Annotated in this window: 19 protein-coding genes; 11 read left to right on the top strand and 8 right to left on the bottom strand. The window is 59.2% G+C overall.

Annotated features, from left to right (window positions below):
- From NVV94_RS22960 to NVV94_RS22950, 3 genes are all read right to left on the bottom strand, one after another.
- Entirely contained in the window at positions 1-495 is a 495-nt protein-coding gene (locus NVV94_RS22960) for a GreA/GreB family elongation factor (protein ID WP_258444620.1), read from the bottom strand.
- A gap of 54 nt (positions 496-549) precedes the next feature.
- Positions 550-2,403 (bottom strand): DUF4105 domain-containing protein, encoded by a 1,854-nt coding sequence (locus tag NVV94_RS22955; protein ID WP_258444619.1) that lies wholly within the window; start codon positions 2,401-2,403, stop codon positions 550-552.
- 88 nt (positions 2,404-2,491) lie between these two features.
- Positions 2,492-2,980 (bottom strand): DUF3015 domain-containing protein, encoded by a 489-nt coding sequence (locus NVV94_RS22950; RefSeq protein ID WP_258444618.1) that lies wholly within the window; start codon positions 2,978-2,980, stop codon positions 2,492-2,494.
- A 279-nt stretch (positions 2,981-3,259) separates the two neighbouring features.
- On the opposite strand from NVV94_RS22950, the gene NVV94_RS22945 reads away from it, so the two are divergent.
- The 5 genes from NVV94_RS22945 (at position 3,260) to NVV94_RS22925 (ending at position 7,964) form a co-directional block, all read left to right on the top strand.
- Entirely contained in the window at positions 3,260-5,698 is a 2,439-nt protein-coding gene (locus tag NVV94_RS22945) for a Lon protease family protein (RefSeq protein WP_258444617.1), read from the top strand.
- A 169-nt stretch (positions 5,699-5,867) separates the two neighbouring features.
- Positions 5,868-6,206 (top strand): hypothetical protein, encoded by a 339-nt coding sequence (locus tag NVV94_RS22940; RefSeq protein WP_258444616.1) that lies wholly within the window; start codon positions 5,868-5,870, stop codon positions 6,204-6,206.
- Positions 6,207-6,287: 81 nt separating this feature from the next.
- Complete coding sequence (locus tag NVV94_RS22935; RefSeq protein WP_258444615.1) at positions 6,288-6,776, top strand: TIGR00645 family protein; 489 nt, start codon at positions 6,288-6,290, stop codon at positions 6,774-6,776.
- Between the two features lie 139 nt (positions 6,777-6,915).
- Positions 6,916-7,236 carry a DUF6482 family protein gene (locus tag NVV94_RS22930; protein WP_258444614.1) on the top strand — a complete coding sequence of 107 codons (321 nt, stop codon included), beginning with the start codon at positions 6,916-6,918 and terminating at the stop codon, positions 7,234-7,236.
- 110 nt (positions 7,237-7,346) lie between these two features.
- On the top strand, positions 7,347-7,964 hold the full coding sequence (locus tag NVV94_RS22925; protein WP_258444613.1) for an FKBP-type peptidyl-prolyl cis-trans isomerase: 618 nt from the start codon (positions 7,347-7,349) through the stop codon (positions 7,962-7,964).
- Positions 7,965-8,114: 150 nt separating this feature from the next.
- On the opposite strand, the gene NVV94_RS22920 is transcribed toward NVV94_RS22925, so the two are convergent.
- The 3 genes from NVV94_RS22920 to NVV94_RS22910 all read right to left on the bottom strand — a co-directional run bounded on the left by NVV94_RS22920 (position 8,115) and on the right by NVV94_RS22910 (position 9,918).
- Positions 8,115-8,357, bottom strand: a complete 243-nt coding sequence (locus tag NVV94_RS22920) for a hypothetical protein (protein ID WP_258444612.1) — start codon at positions 8,355-8,357, stop codon at positions 8,115-8,117.
- A gap of 146 nt (positions 8,358-8,503) precedes the next feature.
- On the bottom strand, positions 8,504-8,845 hold the full coding sequence (locus NVV94_RS22915; protein ID WP_258444611.1) for a zinc ribbon domain-containing protein YjdM: 342 nt from the start codon (positions 8,843-8,845) through the stop codon (positions 8,504-8,506).
- A 104-nt stretch (positions 8,846-8,949) separates the two neighbouring features.
- Positions 8,950-9,918, bottom strand: a complete 969-nt coding sequence (locus NVV94_RS22910) for a polyprenyl synthetase family protein (RefSeq protein ID WP_258444610.1) — start codon at positions 9,916-9,918, stop codon at positions 8,950-8,952.
- Between the two features lie 252 nt (positions 9,919-10,170).
- Here NVV94_RS22910 and rplU point away from each other — a divergent pair, with 252 nt between their 5' ends.
- From rplU to NVV94_RS22885, 5 genes are all read left to right on the top strand, one after another.
- On the top strand, positions 10,171-10,485 hold the full coding sequence (rplU, locus tag NVV94_RS22905) for a 50S ribosomal protein L21 (RefSeq protein ID WP_007950961.1): 315 nt from the start codon (positions 10,171-10,173) through the stop codon (positions 10,483-10,485).
- Between the two features lie 35 nt (positions 10,486-10,520).
- A complete protein-coding gene (gene rpmA / locus NVV94_RS22900; protein ID WP_053153633.1) occupies positions 10,521-10,778 on the top strand; it encodes a 50S ribosomal protein L27 in 258 nt (85 codons plus the stop codon).
- 193 nt (positions 10,779-10,971) lie between these two features.
- Entirely contained in the window at positions 10,972-12,195 is a 1,224-nt protein-coding gene (gene cgtA / locus NVV94_RS22895; protein ID WP_258444609.1) for an Obg family GTPase CgtA, read from the top strand.
- Between the two features lie 186 nt (positions 12,196-12,381).
- Positions 12,382-13,500, top strand: coding sequence for a glutamate 5-kinase (gene proB / locus NVV94_RS22890; RefSeq protein ID WP_258447794.1), 1,119 nt, complete (start codon positions 12,382-12,384; stop codon positions 13,498-13,500).
- Positions 13,501-13,533: 33 nt separating this feature from the next.
- Complete coding sequence (locus tag NVV94_RS22885; RefSeq protein ID WP_408733524.1) at positions 13,534-13,992, top strand: CreA family protein; 459 nt, start codon at positions 13,534-13,536, stop codon at positions 13,990-13,992.
- Between the two features lie 81 nt (positions 13,993-14,073).
- Here the strand turns inward: NVV94_RS22885 and NVV94_RS22880 are convergent, their stop codons facing one another.
- Entirely contained in the window at positions 14,074-14,613 is a 540-nt protein-coding gene (locus NVV94_RS22880) for a GNAT family N-acetyltransferase (RefSeq protein ID WP_258444607.1), read from the bottom strand.
- A 306-nt stretch (positions 14,614-14,919) separates the two neighbouring features.
- On the bottom strand, positions 14,920-15,198 hold the full coding sequence (gene rpsT / locus NVV94_RS22875; RefSeq protein ID WP_258444606.1) for a 30S ribosomal protein S20: 279 nt from the start codon (positions 15,196-15,198) through the stop codon (positions 14,920-14,922).
- Positions 15,199-15,450: 252 nt separating this feature from the next.
- On the opposite strand from rpsT, the gene murJ reads away from it, so the two are divergent.
- Positions 15,451-16,989, top strand: a complete 1,539-nt coding sequence (murJ, locus tag NVV94_RS22870; RefSeq protein WP_258444605.1) for a murein biosynthesis integral membrane protein MurJ — start codon at positions 15,451-15,453, stop codon at positions 16,987-16,989.
- Positions 16,990-17,105 lie beyond the last annotated feature (116 nt).

Raw genomic sequence — 17,105 nt, 5'->3', positions numbered from 1 at the left:
TCATTCAGGACCCACGGCGATCACTTCAATCAGTTGATCGCCGGCAGGGCGCTTCCATAGCACCTCATCGCCGGGGCTGGCCCCCAACAGTGCGCGGCCCAAAGGCGAGGCCCAGTTGATCAGGCCGCCACTGGCGTCAGCCTGGTCTTCCCCGACCAGCTGCACCCTGCGCTCGACGCCGCTGTCGTCGGCGTAAGTGACCCAACTGCCGATCTGGATCTTTTCGTTGGACGTCGCCGGCGCGACCACCTGCGCGCTTTGCAAGCGCTGATTGAAGTAGCGCAGGTCACGGTCGATGTCGGCCAGGCGTTGCTTGTCGCCCTGTTCGCCCCGTTCAACCTGTTCATTGTGTTGTGCATGCAACTGCGCGACGCGCGCCTGCAGTTGGGCCAGGCCCTCGGCAGTGACGTAATTGGGTTGATCGCTGATGTGCCGTTCCACCGGTGGGTCGGCCTGGTCGGCAGCCAGTTCTTCATTGACGAAAGCACGGCTCATGACAATTCTCCGTTCATGGAGGTTTTGGCCATGCTGACAGGCTTTAAGTTTCATTCAATAGTAGTACCACTTGAGCTCCAGCATCACCTCGTTGATCGGTGAGGTCAGTTGGCTGAACTCACGCTCTGCGCTCAGGCGCAGACCCAGGTTCGACGCCAGTTCCCACTGTTGGTTGAGGCTCAGGCTGCGTCGCACTTCGCCGTTGCTGAAGTAGTCACCCTTGGCTTCCAGGCTCAGGTTGCCCAGTGCATTGCGCCAAAGCAGGCCGGTATTGAAGCCGGCGGCCGGGGCAATGAAGGCGGCGAAATCATTGTTATGTTCGATCCTTGCAGTGCCGAGGGCAAACCCGAGCAGTTCATCAGCCAGCTTCCAGGTGCCGCCGGCGCCGCCGTTGACGTGGGCGACCAGGTTTTCATCGTCGTGCTTGCCTGGTACCCGTTCCAGGCCGCCGGTCACCTGCCAGGACCAGGGCTTCAACAGATCGTTGCGCGGCGTCAGCGAGCGGATGGTCGCCAGGTCGAGCTGCTGGACCTGCCAGTCGTTGCCTTCGTATTGGCGAAGCTTGAGTTGCAGGATCTCGATCTGCGCTCCCAGTGGAAACCCGTAAGCGTTGTCATTGAGGTCGTGATAGGCCATGCGCAGCCCGTACTCGGCGAAGGCGCGGTCATCCCGAGTACCGATGCCCAGTTGCCAGGTGCGCGATTCATGGCCGTCTTCGGGCAGGCCAGGCGGTTCGATCTGCAAGGGCGGTGGCGGATTCTTGTTGATTGCGCGCAGCAGCTCGAAGCTGCGCTGGCTGCGTGCCGGATCGCGCTCCTGGCCATTGGCGCGGTAGCGCTCCAGGCGATAGGCAGCATCCTGGATCAAGGCACGGCGCTCGGCGGACAGGGCGGTAAAGGCGGGCGACTGCAATAGCGGGGTGTCGGCGCTGAGGTTCAAAACCCAGGCCTGCTCGCCGTCGCTCAGGGGCTCGGCACGGCTGAGCAGTTCGCGCTCTCGGGAAGGGCGGTAATCGATTTTCTCCACCAGGCCCGATTGCTTCACCGCCTTGACGGTGTCGGTCGGGATTGCCGTGAGCTGGAACTGTGAGGTCAGGTCCAAGCCGGGGCGTGCCACTTGCAGTAACTCGAGCAAACGGTAGGAGCAGTTTTCGTCGAAGAAAAAGTAGTCGAAGCTGATCTGCTTGAGTTCCCAGATGTGCTCGACCATCCGCCCGGTTTCCTCAGGTGTGAGGTTCAGGCGGTATTCCCACAGGTCACGGTTTTCCAGGCTACGGTATTCCGAAAGTTTCTCCTGGTAGGGCACAAGCGCGAACAGGCCCGGGTAGCCGCCCATCAGGCCTTTCCAGGCGTAGAGGATGCTGTTGTCGTTACCTTCGATGTAGGCGCCGAAGTTGATCGCGTAGCTGAGCAGTGCGGTGTTGTCGCGCTGCACATCGGCCTGGTCGATGCGCAGCAGGGTATGGCCGAACATCGACGAGGGGCTGTTGAGATAGGCCGCCGGGAAAATCATCACTGCACTGTGCGGGGAAACATCCTTGTACCACTGGCTGAAGGCCTGGCAGTCCACCGCTGGCAGGTCGCTCAGCTGCAATTGTTCGCGCAGCCAGCGGGTTCGTGCCGGATAGACGCATTGGGCATGCTGGTCGCCGAGGCTGGCCGGGGCATAGAGCGCTTCCAGGGTGGCGCTCAGTTCTTCGCGGGGATGTTGCGCGCCGTCGGCTGCGAGAAAGAACTTCGGGTCATTGACATAGCTGCGCCAGCCACCGAGCTTGCCGGTTTCGTAGTGGCCCAGGGAGATCCAGTAGGGTGAATCGGCCAGTTGCTGTAAACGCGAGTTGTCGACATGAGGGGCAGCATGAAGCGGGGCGCAGGCACAGAGCGCCAGATAGGCAAGGCGTTTAAGCATGTTCGGCAACTAGGTCAATGAAGTGGCGAGCAGGTCCGAGCGGTGTTGCCAGGCAAATCCCGCCCCGGCAGGGGCGGGTGGGTCGAGCTTAAGCCTGGGTTGCGTATTTGGCCAGACGCGGGTCGCTTTTCAGCACGGCCATGGTGTTGGTGTGAACATCCTCGGCAGTGGTATCGGCGCTTTTGAAGATTTCCTGGAAGTGCTGGTGGGTGACCGCGGCGAAATGCGCGCGATCTTCCGGTGCCACGCCCAGCACGACGGCATAGGTTGTCAGCGCTTCGCCCTGGCCCTTGGCCATGTCTTCGGAAAGCTCGTTCATCATGCCGTTCATGGCAATCCAGGATTTGCCGCCGTAGGTCAACGCGGCAGTGGTCGAACAGCCGTTGGTGCCTGAGGTCATGCCGAATGTTGCGTTGCCGGAGGTACCGTTGGTTGTGGATGCAAGGAAGTGAGCCGGGGTGCCACGCTGGCCTTCGAACAGCAAGTTGCCCCAACCGCAGTCCGGTCCACCGGGCGCCTGGGCCATGGCATTGATCGAGACCGCGGTGAACAGAGTACCCAGAAGAATCCGTTTCATAGCTTTGTTCTCTTTAGAATGTGCAAACCAAAGGGTCAGGGTTAACTGGCGCTCCGTGGAGAGGTCTGCGCCAGAGCGGGTCGGTTATTCACCCAGCCGCGCAGTTTGGAGTTTAGGCACGATCTTTTTGTTTCGTTATTAATTGCAAAAGATTGCTTGAAATTATCGGCTTATAAGCATTACCCGACTTGTTGCATCAATCATGCTTTGCGCCTTGCCAGTCAGGCGTACGCGGCGCCAGAATGCCTCCATCTGCCCCGCCTGAAGTAAGGATGCCCGATGCCCGATCCTGTCGCTGCCAGCCTGCGTCTTGCGCCTGAAGCGCTGACCCGTCCGTTTTCCGCTGAACAGTTTGCTTTTTCCACCACCAATGATCTGGAGCCTTTTCGCGGTGTGCTTGGCCAGGAACGTGCAGTCGAAGCCTTGCAGTTCGGCGTCGCCATGCCCCGTCCCGGGTACAATGTCTTTGTCATGGGTGAGCCCGGTACGGGTCGCTTTTCGTTCGTCAAACGCTATCTCAAGGCCGAAGGCAAGCGCCTGCGGACCCCGTCGGACTGGGTCTACGTCAACAATTACGATGAACCCCGCGAGCCGCGTGCGCTGGAGCTGCCGCCCGGCAGTGCCGGAGCATTCATCAGCGATATCGGCGGCCTGATCGACAACTTGCTGGCAACCTTCCCGGCAGCGTTCGAGCACCCGTCCTATCAACAGAAGAAAAGCGCCATCGACCGCGCCTTCAATCAGCGTTATGACCGTGCACTGGATGTGATCGAGCGCTTGTCGCTGGAAAAGGATGTCGCCCTCTACCGTGACAGCAGCAACATTGCCTTCACCCCCATGGCTGACGGCAAGGCGCTGGACGAGGCTGAGTTCGCGCAACTGCCCGAGGCCGACCGCGACCGCTTTCACAACGATATCTCCGTGCTCGAAGAGCGGCTCAACGAAGAGTTGGCCAGCCTGCCGCAGTGGAAGCGTGAGTCGAGCAACCAGCTGCGTCATTTGAACGAGGAAACCATCACGCTGGCGCTGCAGCCGCTGTTGGCCCCGCTTTCGGAAAAATACGCCGAAAACGCGGCCGTCTGCGCCTACCTGCAAGCAATGCAGGTCAATCTGCTCCGCACGGTGGTCGAACAGTTGGTCGACGATGCCAAGACTGACGCCCAGGCGCGCAAGCTCCTCGAAGAGCAATATGCCCCGAGCCTGGTGGTGGGCCACCATGTCAGCGGTGGTGCACCGGTAGTGTTCGAGCCGCACCCGACCTACGACAACCTGTTTGGCCGCATCGAGTACAGCACTGACCAGGGCGCGCTCTACACCACTTACCGGCAGCTGCGCCCTGGCGCCTTCCACCGGGCCAATGGCGGTTTCCTGATCCTTGAAGCCGAAAAAATGCTCAGCGAGCCCTTCGTCTGGGATGCACTCAAGCGCGCCTTGCAGTCGCGCAAGCTGAAGATGGAGTCGCCGCTGGGCGAGTTCGGTCGCTTGGCGACCGTGACCCTGACGCCGCAGATGATTCCCCTGCAGGTCAAGGTGGTCATCATCGGCGCGCGGCAGCTGTACTACGCACTGCAGGACCACGATCCGGACTTCCAGGAGATGTTCCGGGTGCTGGTGGACTTCGATGAAGACATTCCGATGGTCGATGAAAGCCTCGAGCAGTTCGCCCAATTGCTCAAGACCCGCACGTCCGAAGAAGGCATGGCACCCCTGACGGCCGATGCCGTGGCGAGGCTGGCGACCTACAGTGCGCGCCTGGCCGAGCACCAGGGGCGGCTCTCGGCCCGTATCGGCGATCTGTTCCAGCTGGTCAGCGAGGCAGATTTCATTCGCCACCTGGCCAACGACACGAAGACCGACGCCGGGCATATCGAGCGTGCGCTCAAGGCCAAGGCCACCCGAACCGGCCGGGTCTCGGCGCGGATTCTCGATGACATGCTGGCCGGCATCATCCTGATCGATACCGAGGGTGCCGCGGTGGGCAAGTGCAACGGGTTGACCGTACTGGAAGTCGGCGATTCGGCGTTTGGTATTCCGGCGCGAATTTCCGCAACGGTCTACCCCGGTGGCAGTGGCATCGTCGACATCGAGCGCGAGGTCAACCTGGGGCAGCCGATTCACTCCAAGGGCGTAATGATCCTCACCGGCTACCTGGGCAGTCGCTATGCCCAGGAGTTTCCGCTGGCGATTTCGGCGAGCATCGCCCTGGAGCAGTCCTACGGTTACGTGGACGGCGACAGCGCCTCGCTCGGTGAGGCCTGCACGTTGATCTCGGCCCTGTCGAAAACGCCGCTCAAGCAGTGCTTCGCGATCACCGGCTCGATCAACCAGTTTGGTGAGGTCCAGGCAGTAGGCGGGGTCAACGAGAAGATCGAAGGTTTCTTCCGACTTTGTGAGGCACGCGGCCTGACCGGGGAGCAGGGGGCGATCATTCCCCATGCCAACGTCGCGACGTTGATGCTCGACGAACGGGTCCTGCAGGCCGTGCGCGCCGGGCAATTCCATGTGTATGCCGTGCGTCAGGCCGACGAGGCCTTGAGCCTGCTGGTGGGTGAACCTGCCGGTGAGCCGGATGCCGACGGCCAGTTCCCGGAGGGCAGCGTCAACGCGCGGGTGGTCGAGCGCTTGCGGGTCATTGCCGAGTTGGTCAGCGAAGAGGACCTCAAGGAGGCGGAAAAAGAGCACGCCGAGGAGGCCCTGGCCGAGGTCAAGCCTTCCTGAAGCCGGTCACGGGCGCTGGTGGTGGCATGACCATTCGGCGCCCGTTGAGGCGGAAAAAACGTGCCATTGCCAGTTTTATTCTATTCTGAGCACTAGGATATCCACAGGTCATGGGATGGAAACAGCCTTCCCGCGAAGACTGAAAACGGTTCCAACGAGGATCGACGCCATGCCGCGCAGCCTCTGCCTCACCCGCCAATGCCTGGGTCTGGTCACCCGCATCGAATGCAGCATTCGTCCGCTTGCCGGTGACAATGGCATGTGGACGTTGTTGTTCGCCGCCGGTATGGCCGGTGAGCAACCTTCGGCCATCAAGGCACAGGGTCCTTTTCATGGGCCTTTCGTTGCCGAATCGGTCCTTAATGCAATCGTCGACAGCTTGACCCTGCATGGTTATCAAGTCAGCGATGGTCCGCAGATCTGGTGCCTGCACCTGCAGGCGCAATTGCGCCGTATCAACGGCGAGCGCACCCACCGTGTCGGTGATTATCAATCCAATCCGGAGTAGTGACGCTCGGCATTGGGCTTTTTCTGTCATAGGTGGCTGGTATACTCGCGCTCGTTTTCTCTGGCCACCTAGTGAGTTTCAATGGAACGCTTTATCGAAAATGCGATGTATGCCTCGCGCTGGCTGCTTGCGCCCATCTATTTTGGTTTGTCGCTGGGCTTGCTGGCCCTGGCGCTCAAGTTTTTCCAGGAAGTGTTCCACGTACTTCCCAATGTCTTTTCCCTGGCTGAAGCCGACCTGATCCTGGTGCTGCTATCGCTGATCGACATGGCGCTGGTCGGTGGGCTGCTGGTCATGGTGATGATCTCCGGCTACGAGAACTTCGTCTCGCAACTGGACATCGACGACGGCAAGGAAAAGCTTGGCTGGCTGGGCAAGATGGACTCCTCCTCGCTGAAAATGAAGGTGGCTGCTTCCATCGTGGCGATTTCCTCGATTCACCTGCTGCGGGTGTTCATGGATGCGCGAAACATCGAGACGCAATATTTGATGTGGTACGTGATCATCCACATGACCTTCGTCGTTTCGGCCTTCGCCATGGGCTATCTGGACAAGCTGACCAAGCACTGAGCAAGTTGTAACGGCACTGCTGCACCTGCCGCCCGTCCGTTGTGAAACGGACGGGCGGCTGTGTTTTAACTTGTGCTTTGGGCATGCTTGTACGAAAAATGAACAAGGGGGCTATTTCTTGTACAAGCGAGGTGTTCGCATGAACTTCCACGAATTGACCGGCCACGCCAAGGCCGGGCGTATCGACGAGCTCAACCTGATCTCCCTCGAAGGCGGCATCTACCTGCTCGAGGCCCGCATGCATGGCGCCGCGCACCCCTTGAACGATGCCCACGGACAAGCGCTGCCGTTTCGTTCGGTGGAGCATGCGAGGGAAGTCCTGCACCCGCTATCGGATTTGGGGATGAACCTGGTTCATTGGTCTGTTCACGATGAAATGTGCGGGATGAAAGACACTGCCGAGGAAGATCTGCGTATACCGATTGCCTTTCGCTCAAGCCGGGGTGCTCGAGTGGGCTGATAAGGCCTGTTTCAGTGTGCTAGGCTGCTCGCCCTTTTGGTTCAGGGCGCTCTTGGAGTTCTTATCCAGCCACGGATATCTCAGGAGCGGCCCTACAGCGGAGCAGTCCCATGTCCGAAGTAAATCTGTCTACCGACGAAACCCGCGTCAGCTACGGCATTGGCCGTCAGTTGGGCGACCAGCTGCGTGACAACCCGCCACCGGGCGTCAGCCTGGAAGCGATCCTGACCGGCCTGACCGACGCCTTCAACGGCCAGGCAAGCCGCGTGAGCCAGGAAGACCTGTCCGCCAGCTTCAAAGTCATTCGCGACATCATGCAGGCCGAAGCGGCCGCCAAGGCAGAAGCGGCTGCTGGCGCAGGTCTGGCGTTCCTGGCTGAAAACGCCAAGCGTGAAGGCATCACCACGCTGGCATCGGGCCTGCAATACGAAGTACTGACCGCAGGCGAGGGCGCCAAGCCATCGCGCGAGGACAGCGTTCGCACTCACTATCACGGCACCCTGATCGACGGCACCGTATTCGACAGCTCCTACGAGCGTGGCCAGCCGGCAGAATTCCCTGTCGGCGGCGTGATCGCCGGCTGGACCGAAGCCCTGCAACTGATGAACGCCGGCAGCAAGTGGCGTCTGTACGTGCCGAGCGAACTGGCTTACGGCGCGCAAGGCGTGGGCAGCATCCCGCCGCATAGCGTGCTGGTGTTCGACGTTGAGCTGCTGGACGTACTGTAAGTGGTACCGGGGTTGAAGTGAGGCCCTTCGGGTCGAGCGCGACCCCGGCTTATCGCTGGCAAGCCAGCTCCCACAGGATATGTGCACCGCCTGCCCCTGTGGGAGCTGGCTTGCCAGCGATCGACCGCGAAGCGGTCGTGTATTGCATACTCAATGCAAATCCCCAACCGGTCGCAACGCCCGGGCATAGCAAAACAGAAACAGATTGCGCACCAATTCCTTGAGCACAATCGGCTCGCTTGAATTCAACCCGTTGAGATCCAGGTCGCCCTGGTCGCGCAGCTCATCGAGCGCTTCTTCTTCGAGCACGGCACAAACCTCGCCGGTTTCCCGGTGCAGGATGCGCAGGTAAGGGTGTGGCCGATCCAGCCAGGCGTCGATCAAATAAGTCATGGTCATTCTCCTTGAAAGCGTTCAATGAGAATAATTCTTATTCAATTAATGGCAAGTGCCAATTGGCAACTTTTCGGATTTTCTGCGTGGGAGAGGTTCAAGGCCGCCGCCAGGGCAGCCTCGAATCCAGGATCAACGAGCGCTGATCAGACCTTGCGGACGAACTCGGACTTCAGCTTCATCGGGCCGATGCCGTCGATCTTGCAGTCGATATCGTGGTCGCCGTCGCACAGGCGGATGTTCTTGACCTTGGTGCCGACCTTGACCACCAGCGACGTGCCTTTGACTTTCAGGTCCTTGATCACGGTGATGGTGTCGCCGTCCTGCAGCACATTGCCAACGGAATCCTTTTTGACGGCATCGCCTTCGGCAGCCTCTGATTCGCCTGCGGCAGACCATTCGTGGCTGCACTCAGGGCAGATCAGTTGGGTGCCATCTTCATAGGTGTATTCGGAGTTGCATTTGGGGCAGGGAGGCAAAGTGCTCACTAAGATTCCTCGGGGCGGACGCGCATAAAGCCTACATTGTATAGGGTTTTGCAAGGCAGGAGATAAGCACAGCCCATCGAGCGATGGGCTGAGGGGATCGGCTGTCAGTGAGTGCGGGCGACCGCGAACTCACTCAGTTCGATCAGGGCATCGCGGTATTCGCTGGCTGGCAGGTGATCCAGGCAGGCGATGGCGCGGGCGACGTAGTCGCGGGCCAGTTTCGCGGTGTAATCCAGGGCGCCGGCGGCTTCTACGGCAGCGCGGATGCTTTCCAGGTCTTCGATGCCGCCTTTCTGGATCGCCTGGCGTACCAGTGCCGCTTGCTCGGCGGTCCCTTCGCGCATGGTGTAGATCAGCGGCAGGGTCGGCTTGCCTTCGGCCAGGTCGTCACCGACGTTCTTGCCCAGGGTTTCGGCGTCGCCGCGATAATCGAGCAGGTCGTCGACCAGCTGGAAAGCAACGCCCAGGTGATCGCCGAAGGTACGCAGCGCTTCACTCTGCTCTGGCGTGGCGTTGGCCAGGGCCGCAGCACTGTGGGTCGACGCTTCGAAGAGCATCGCGGTCTTGCCGCGAATCACTTCCATGTAGGTTTCTTCGGTGGTGCTGGCGTCGCGGATCTTCGACAGTTGCAGCACTTCGCCTTCGGCGATGATGCGCGTGGCCTGGGAGAGGATCTTCATCACCGGCATCGAGCCGAGCTCGACCATCATTTCGAAGGAGCGCGAGTACAGGAAGTCGCCCACCAATACGCTCGGGGCATTGCCCCACATGGCGTTGGCGGTCGAACGACCACGGCGCATGCCGGACATGTCGACCACGTCGTCATGCAGCAAGGTGGCCGTATGCAGGAACTCGATGGTAGCGGCGAGCAGGCGCAGGTCGTCGCCTTCGCGACCCAGGGCCTTGCCACATAGCAGCACCAGCAGCGGGCGCAGGCGCTTGCCGCCGGCCGAGGTAATGTAGTCGCCGATTTTCGAGACCAACGGCACGCGCGAAGTCAGTTGCTTCTTGATGATCTCGTCAACGGCGCTAAAATCGTCCGCCACCGCGCGGTAAAAAGCTTGGGGTTGCATCAGCGACAGGTGCTCCAGAAGGGTTGCGCGGCATGCTAGGTCTCAGGGTAGACCCTGTCAAGGCAAGATACCCGGCAGCAGTTTCGAGACCTTGCAACCGCTGCTTGGCTTGCGTACAATCGCGCACCCTGAACTTCCTGGGCAGCACCTGCCTTACGCAATTGCATTTGGGTCGTTCCACCCCATGCAGCCATGCCAGCCAATACCTCTTCTTCTAAAGCGCTGGGTGAGCAGGATTATCGGAGAAATACCATGTCTTATGCAGTAATCGTTACTGGCGGCAAGCAATACAAGGTCGCCCCAGGTGAATACCTGAAGATCGAAAAACTGGAAGTCGCCACTGGCGAATCCGTTACTTTTGATCGCGTTCTGTTGGTCGCCAACGGTGACGACGTGAATATCGGCGCTCCAGTCGTTGCTGGCGCTACCGTTGTGGCTGAAGTGATCTCCCAAGGTCGTCACGATAAAGTCCGCATCATCAAGTTCCGTCGCCGTAAGCACCACATGAAGCGTATGGGCCACCGCCAGTGGTACACCGAGATCAAAATCACCGGTATTCAGGCTTAATTTCAGCCTAATTCCTCACTAGGAGAATTGAACTCATGGCACACAAAAAAGCTGGTGGTAGTACCCGTAACGGTCGCGACTCAGAAGCCAAACGCCTTGGCGTGAAGATGTATGGCGGCCAGGCTATCAAAGCAGGCAACATCATCGTGCGTCAGCGCGGCACCCAATTCCACGCTGGCTACGGCGTTGGCATGGGTAAAGATCACACTCTCTTCGCTAAAATCGAAGGCGTGATCAAGTTTGAAGTAAAGGGCGCCTTCGGTCGTCGTTACGTGAGCGTAATCGCGGCTTAATCGCGAGATCGCTGGAGAAGCCCTGTCTTGCGACGGGGCTTTTTCGTTTGTGGGGTGAGTCTCTTGCAAAGCTGTTTGTATGGGCTGCCGGCGCTGGATTTTACGGTCGTTGATTGGGGCCGCCGCGCTCATTTTTGCAAGAGCCTTATGTCTTGGTGTTTTTCAGCTCGTCGTGTGACGAGAGGCGTTTTTTATGAAGTTTGTAGATGAAGTTTCGATCCGGGTAAAAGCAGGTGATGGCGGCAACGGCTGCATGAGCTTTCGCCGGGAAAAATTCATTGAGAATGGTGGTCCGAACGGCGGTGATGGCGGTGATGGCGGCTCGATCTACATGGTCGCCGACGAAAACCTCAACACCCTGGTCGACTACCGTTACACCCGTCACTTCGATGCTGAGCGTGGTTCCAACGGTGGCAGCACCGACTGCACCGGCAAGAAGGGCGAAGACCTGGTTCTGCGCGTGCCGGTCGGTACCACGGTAATCGACTCCAGCACTCAGGAAGTGATCGGTGACCTGGTCAAGGCTGGGCAGCGCCTGCTGGTTGCCCATGGTGGCTGGCACGGTCTGGGCAACACCCGTTTCAAATCCAGTACCAACCGTGCGCCGCGTCAAACCACGCCGGGCAAGCCGGGCGAGCAGCGTGATCTGAAGCTGGAAATGAAAGTGCTTGCCGACGTCGGTCTGCTGGGCTTGCCGAATGCCGGTAAAAGTACCTTCATTCGTTCGGTGTCGGCGGCCAAGCCGAAAGTGGCGGACTACCCGTTCACCACGCTGGTGCCGAACCTGGGTGTTGTCAGCGTCGACCGCTGGAAGAGCTTCGTCATCGCCGACATTCCCGGCCTGATCGAAGGTGCTTCGCACGGTGCGGGCCTGGGGATTCGTTTCCTCAAGCACTTGTCGCGCACCCGTTTGCTGCTGCACCTCGTCGACATGGCGCCGCTGGATGAAAGCAGTGCAGCCGATGCCGCCGAAGTCATCGTCAGCGAACTGACCAAGTTCAGCCCGTCGCTGGCCGAGCGTGATCGCTGGCTGGTACTGAACAAGTGCGACCAGATCCTGGAAGAAGAGCACGAAGAGCGGGTCAAGGAAATCGTCGACCGCCTGGAATGGGAAGGTCCGGTCTACGTGATCTCGGCGATCGCCAAGGAGGGGACCGAGCGTCTGGGGCGTGACATCATGCGCTACCTTGAAGATCGCGCCGACCGCCTGGCCAATGATCCTGTCTATGCCGAAGAGCTGTCCGATCTTGACCAGCGCATCGAAGATGAGGCGCGTGCCCAGTTGCAGGCGCTGGACGATCAACGTGCCTTGCGTCGCAGCGGCGTGAAGTCGGTCCATGACATCGGCGATGATGATTGGGATGAAGAAGATGTGGATGACGAAGATGGTCCGGAAATCATTTACGTCCGCGACTGATTCATTGCAGTAAACTAAACGCCGCTTTTTCAAGCGGCGTTTTGCTATTTGAGAATTGTGCTTTCTTGTGGGAGCTGGCTTGCCAGCGATGCAGGCGACTTGTATCCGCTTGGGTGCTGCGTTGACGCAATCGCGGGCAAGCCCGCTCCTACAAGGTATCTACTGATCGGCATAGGTTGGAACATGATGCGGAGCAAGGTGACGGGTGCGCGGCGCTGGGTCGTTAAAATCGGCAGCGCCCTGCTGACAGCGGATGGCAAGGGCCTGGATCGCGCTGCAATGGGCGTCTGGGTCGAGCAGATGGTGGCCCTGCATGAGGCGGGGGTTGAGCTGGTGCTGGTCTCCTCCGGGGCTGTGGCCGCCGGGATGAGCCGGTTGGGCTGGGCCAGGCGACCGAGTGGCATGCATGAGTTGCAGGCTGCCGCCGCCATTGGTCAGATGGGGCTGGTGCAGGCCTGGGAATCGAGCTTTGCTGAGCATGGCCGGCATACGGCGCAAATTCTCCTGACCCATGACGACTTGTCTGATCGCAAGCGCTACCTCAACGCGCGCAGCACCTTGCGTACCCTGGTCGAGCTCGGCGTGATCCCGGTGATCAACGAGAACGACACCGTGGTGACCGACGAAATCCGTTTCGGTGACAACGATACCCTGGCGGCGTTGGTGGCCAACCTGGTCGAGGCTGACCTGTTGGTGATCCTCACTGACCGTGACGGCATGTTCGATGCCGATCCGCGCAACAACCCCGATGCCAACCTGATTTACGAAGCTCGTGCCGACGATCCTTCCCTGGATGCGGTTGCCGGCGGGACCGGTGGTGCGCTGGGTCGTGGCGGCATGCAGACCAAGCTGCGCGCGGCGCGGCTGGCGGCACGTTCCGGTGCGCATACCATCATTGTTGGCGGGCGCATCGAGCGCGTACTCGACCGACTCAAGACCGGCGAACGCCTGGGTACCTTGCTGTCGCCCGAGCGCGGCATGCTGGCGGCGCGCAAGCAGTGGCTGGCCGGGCATCTGCAGACCCGTGGCACCCTGGTGCTCGACGCGGGCGCAGTCACTGCCTTGCAGGAAGGGCGCAAGAGCCTGTTGCCGGTTGGTGTGAAGGTTGTGCAGGGCAGCTTCCGCCGCGGCGAAATGGTGGTCTGCGTGGCGCCCGACGGTCGCGAAATTGCTCGCGGCCTGGCCAACTACAGCGCCCTTGAAGCGCAAAAGATCATCGGCCAATCCTCCGAAGCGATCGAAGGCTTGCTGGGCTACATGGCCGAGCCGGAGCTGGTTCATCGCGATAATCTGATTCTGGTTTAAGGCGCTGGGCGCCGGAGGGAGTGTGCAGTGCGAATGATCAAGGGAATGCTCGGCGTGCTAATGGCGCTGCCCCTGCTGGCGTCGGCCGAAGAAATCGGCCAGGTGTCGACGGTATTCAAATTCGTCGGCCCGAATGACCGGATCGTGGTCGAGGCCTTCGATGATCCGAAGGTCGAGGGTGTGACGTGCTACCTGTCGCGGGCCAAGACTGGCGGCGTGAAAGGTGGTCTGGGGTTGGCGGAGGATCGTGCCGAAGCGTCCATCGCCTGCCGCCAGGTCGGGCCGATCCGCTTTGCCGATAACCTCAGGGATGGCGAAGAGGTCTTCAAGGAGCGCACATCGCTGGTATTCAAGACCATGCAGGTGGTGCGTTTCTTCGACAAGAAGCGCAATACGCTGGTGTATCTGGTGTATAGCGATCGGGTGATCGAGGGGAGTCCGCAGAATGCGGTGACGGCGATTCCGATTTTGCCTTGGGGGCAGAATCCTTGAATTTCTGAATAGTGATCGCGTTTTTTGGCGGCGTCCTTGAGAGTCTGATCAGGGATACTGCTGATTCTGAAGATGTTCTGTTTATGCCTTGATGGTTTTCGAGTAAATATTCTGGTCGTGATATACGCCATTTATTATTTCGGCCTCTTTTAATATCCCCTCAAAAGTAAATCCGTTTCGCAGGGCAACGCTGTTGCTCTTCTTGTTGTGGGTCGCGCATTTAAGTGTGAAGTGGTTGAGGAAATTGTTTCTTGAGGCATTTTCCAATAAGCATTTTAGTGACTTCGATATAATTCCTCTTCCTTGAAATTGTTCGTCCAGCCAATAGCCGATGGATGCTGTCTTTCCTTGCTTGTCGATTGAATTGAAGCCAATGATTCCTATGGGGGTGTCGTTGAATAGGATGACGAATGTCTTGGAGGTGGCTGCGGCGTGTGATGCTGCGGCGGAGGTCATGAAGTGTCTGGAGTCGGTCGGTCTGGTGACCTGCTTCGGCCAGTCGAGGAAGGTGGAGAGGTGTTCTTTGTTTCTTCTGACGGTCTCGTAAATTTGCTCTGAGAACTTTGCGTCGGCAACTTCTAGCTGGATGCTCTCTGATACGGTGATGGGGTGGTTGAGCATGGATGGCGCCTTTTGGTGTTGACGAGTCAAGTGCTACTTGTCAGAAGGTCTGTTTTTTAATTCCTGGGTGGATGTTGGTTCTTGCGTTGTTGCTTTGCAAGTTTTCGATGTAACGGAATGTTAAGTTGAGTTGTTGGGTGTTTAATTTTTGGCAAGAGTTGTAAGAAAGGAATGTAGGATATTATTGGGGCTCCTTTGTAGAAGCGGGCTTGCCCGCGATGAAGGCGCCGCGGTGCATCTGTCGAGCAAAAACTGCAGGCAATAAAAAACCGACCCTAGGGTCGGTTTTTCATCAAAGCGTATCGCTTAGGCTGCAGCAGCAAGGTTCAGAGCCTTGATGTGGCCATTCAGACGGCCTTTATGGCGAGCGGCTTTGTTCTTGTGGATGATGCCCTTATCGGCCATACGGTCGATAACAGGAACAGCCAGGATGTAAGCAGCTTGCGCTTTTGCGGCGTCTTTTGCGTCGATGGCCTTAACTACGTTTTTGATGTAGGTACGGACCATGGAACGCAGGCTGGCGTTGTGGCTGCGACGCTTCTCAGCCTGTTTTGCACGTTTTTTGGCGGAAGGTGAGTTGGCCACCGTCGAGCTCCTCGAAAGACTTGGTAAATAGCAAACAAAATAGGCCGCGAATCATGCCGATGAGTTGATCTCTTGTCAAGGGCGGTTGAGACGTCCCGCTGAGTGGTCAATCTCACCCGGGAAGTGATTCCCTTCTGGTGCATGACCTGTAAACTCGCGAGTTTTGGCTCTGTCTGCAGTTGCGGCGCGGAGTATCGCACACATGGGCGCCTTAATGGCCTGCTCTTTATCTACAGGCGCAAATTTCTTTCGATGAACCTCCTCAAGTCTTTGGCCGCGGTCAGCTCCATCACCATGATTTCGCGGGTTTTGGGTTTTGTGCGCGACACTATCATTGCGCGTGTTTTCGGTGCCGGCATTGCAACGGATGCCTTCTTCATCGCCTTCAAGCTGCCCAACCTGCTGCGGCGCATCTTTGCCGAAGGGGCTTTTTCCCAGGCGTTCGTGCCGATCCTGGCCGAGTACAAGCACCAGCAGGGGGAGGAGGCAACGCGTACCTTCGTGGCCTATATCGCCGGGTTGCTAACACTGGCGCTCGCGCTGGTCACGGCGCTCGGGATCCTGGCTGCGCCTTGGGTGGTCTGGGTCACCGCGCCCGGCTTCGTCGACAGTCCGGAAAAATTTCAGCTGACCACTGATCTGCTGCGCGTGACCTTCCCTTATATATTACTGATCTCGCTATCGTCGCTCGCCGGAGCCATCCTCAATACCTGGAACCGCTTCTCGGTGCCGGCTTTCGTGCCGACATTGCTCAATGTCGCGATGATCTTCTTCGCGGTGTTCCTGACGCCCTATTTCAACCCGCCGGTCATGGTGCTGGGGTGGGCGGTGCTGGCCGGGGGGCTGTTGCAGCTGCTGTATCAGCTGCCGCACCTGAAGAAGATCGGCATGCTGGTGATGCCGCGCCTGAACCTGCGCGACACCGGGGTCTGGCGCGTGCTCAAGCAGATGCTGCCGGCCATTCTCGGGGTTTCGGTCAGTCAGATTTCGCTGATTATCAACACCATCTTTGCCTCTTTTCTGGTTGCCGGTTCTGTTTCCTGGATGTACTACGCCGACCGTCTGATGGAGCTGCCGTCCGGTGTTCTGGGCGTCGCCCTGGGCACCATCCTGCTGCCGACCCTGGCCAAGACCTATGCCAACAAGGATCGCCATGAATACTCGCGGATCCTCGACTGGGGGCTGCGCCTGTGTTTCGTGCTGGCGTTGCCGTGCGCCCTGGCACTGGGGATCCTGGCCGAGCCGTTGACGGTCGCGCTGTTCCAATATGGCAAGTTCAGTGCCTTCGATGCGGCCATGACCCAGCGCGCGCTGATTGCCTATTCGGTGGGGTTGCTCGGAATCATCCTGATCAAAGTGCTGGCCCCTGGCTTCTATGCCCAGCAGAACATTCGCACGCCAGTGAAAATCGCCATCTTCACGCTGGTGGCCACGCAATTGCTCAACCTGGCCTTCATCGGCCCCCTGCAGCATGCCGGGTTGGCCCTGGCCATCAGCGTCGGCGCCTGTCTCAATGCCGGGCTGCTGTACTGGAAGCTGCGTCAGCAGCAACTGTTCCAGCCGCAGCCGGGCTGGACGAAGTTCCTGATCAAGCTGGTGGTGGCGGTGTTGGTGATGTCGGCAGTTCTGATCGGCGCGATGCAGGTGATGCCGGTGTGGGAGCAGGGCGAGATGCTTGAGCGCTTCCTGCGCCTGGGGGCATTGGTGGTTGCCGGGGTGCTGGCTTATTTCGGGACATTGCTGGTTTTGGGCTTTCGCCTCAGGGATTTTGCTCGCAAATCGCTGCATTGAGTCGCGGCGGCGAGCGGGTCAGGCGTCGGTTTTTGGTTTTCGATGCCTCTGGGTGATGGTGTTGCCTGTCGTCGACGGCCGTGTGTGGTTATAATCGACCACTTTATGAGCAAGAA

Origin of the sequence: Pseudomonas sp. LS1212, from assembly GCF_024741815.1 — a bacterium.
GTDB lineage: Bacteria > Pseudomonadota > Gammaproteobacteria > Pseudomonadales > Pseudomonadaceae > Aquipseudomonas.
The sequence above is the reverse complement of the archived record's forward strand: the minus strand, read 5'-3'. Positions and strand labels throughout refer to the sequence as shown.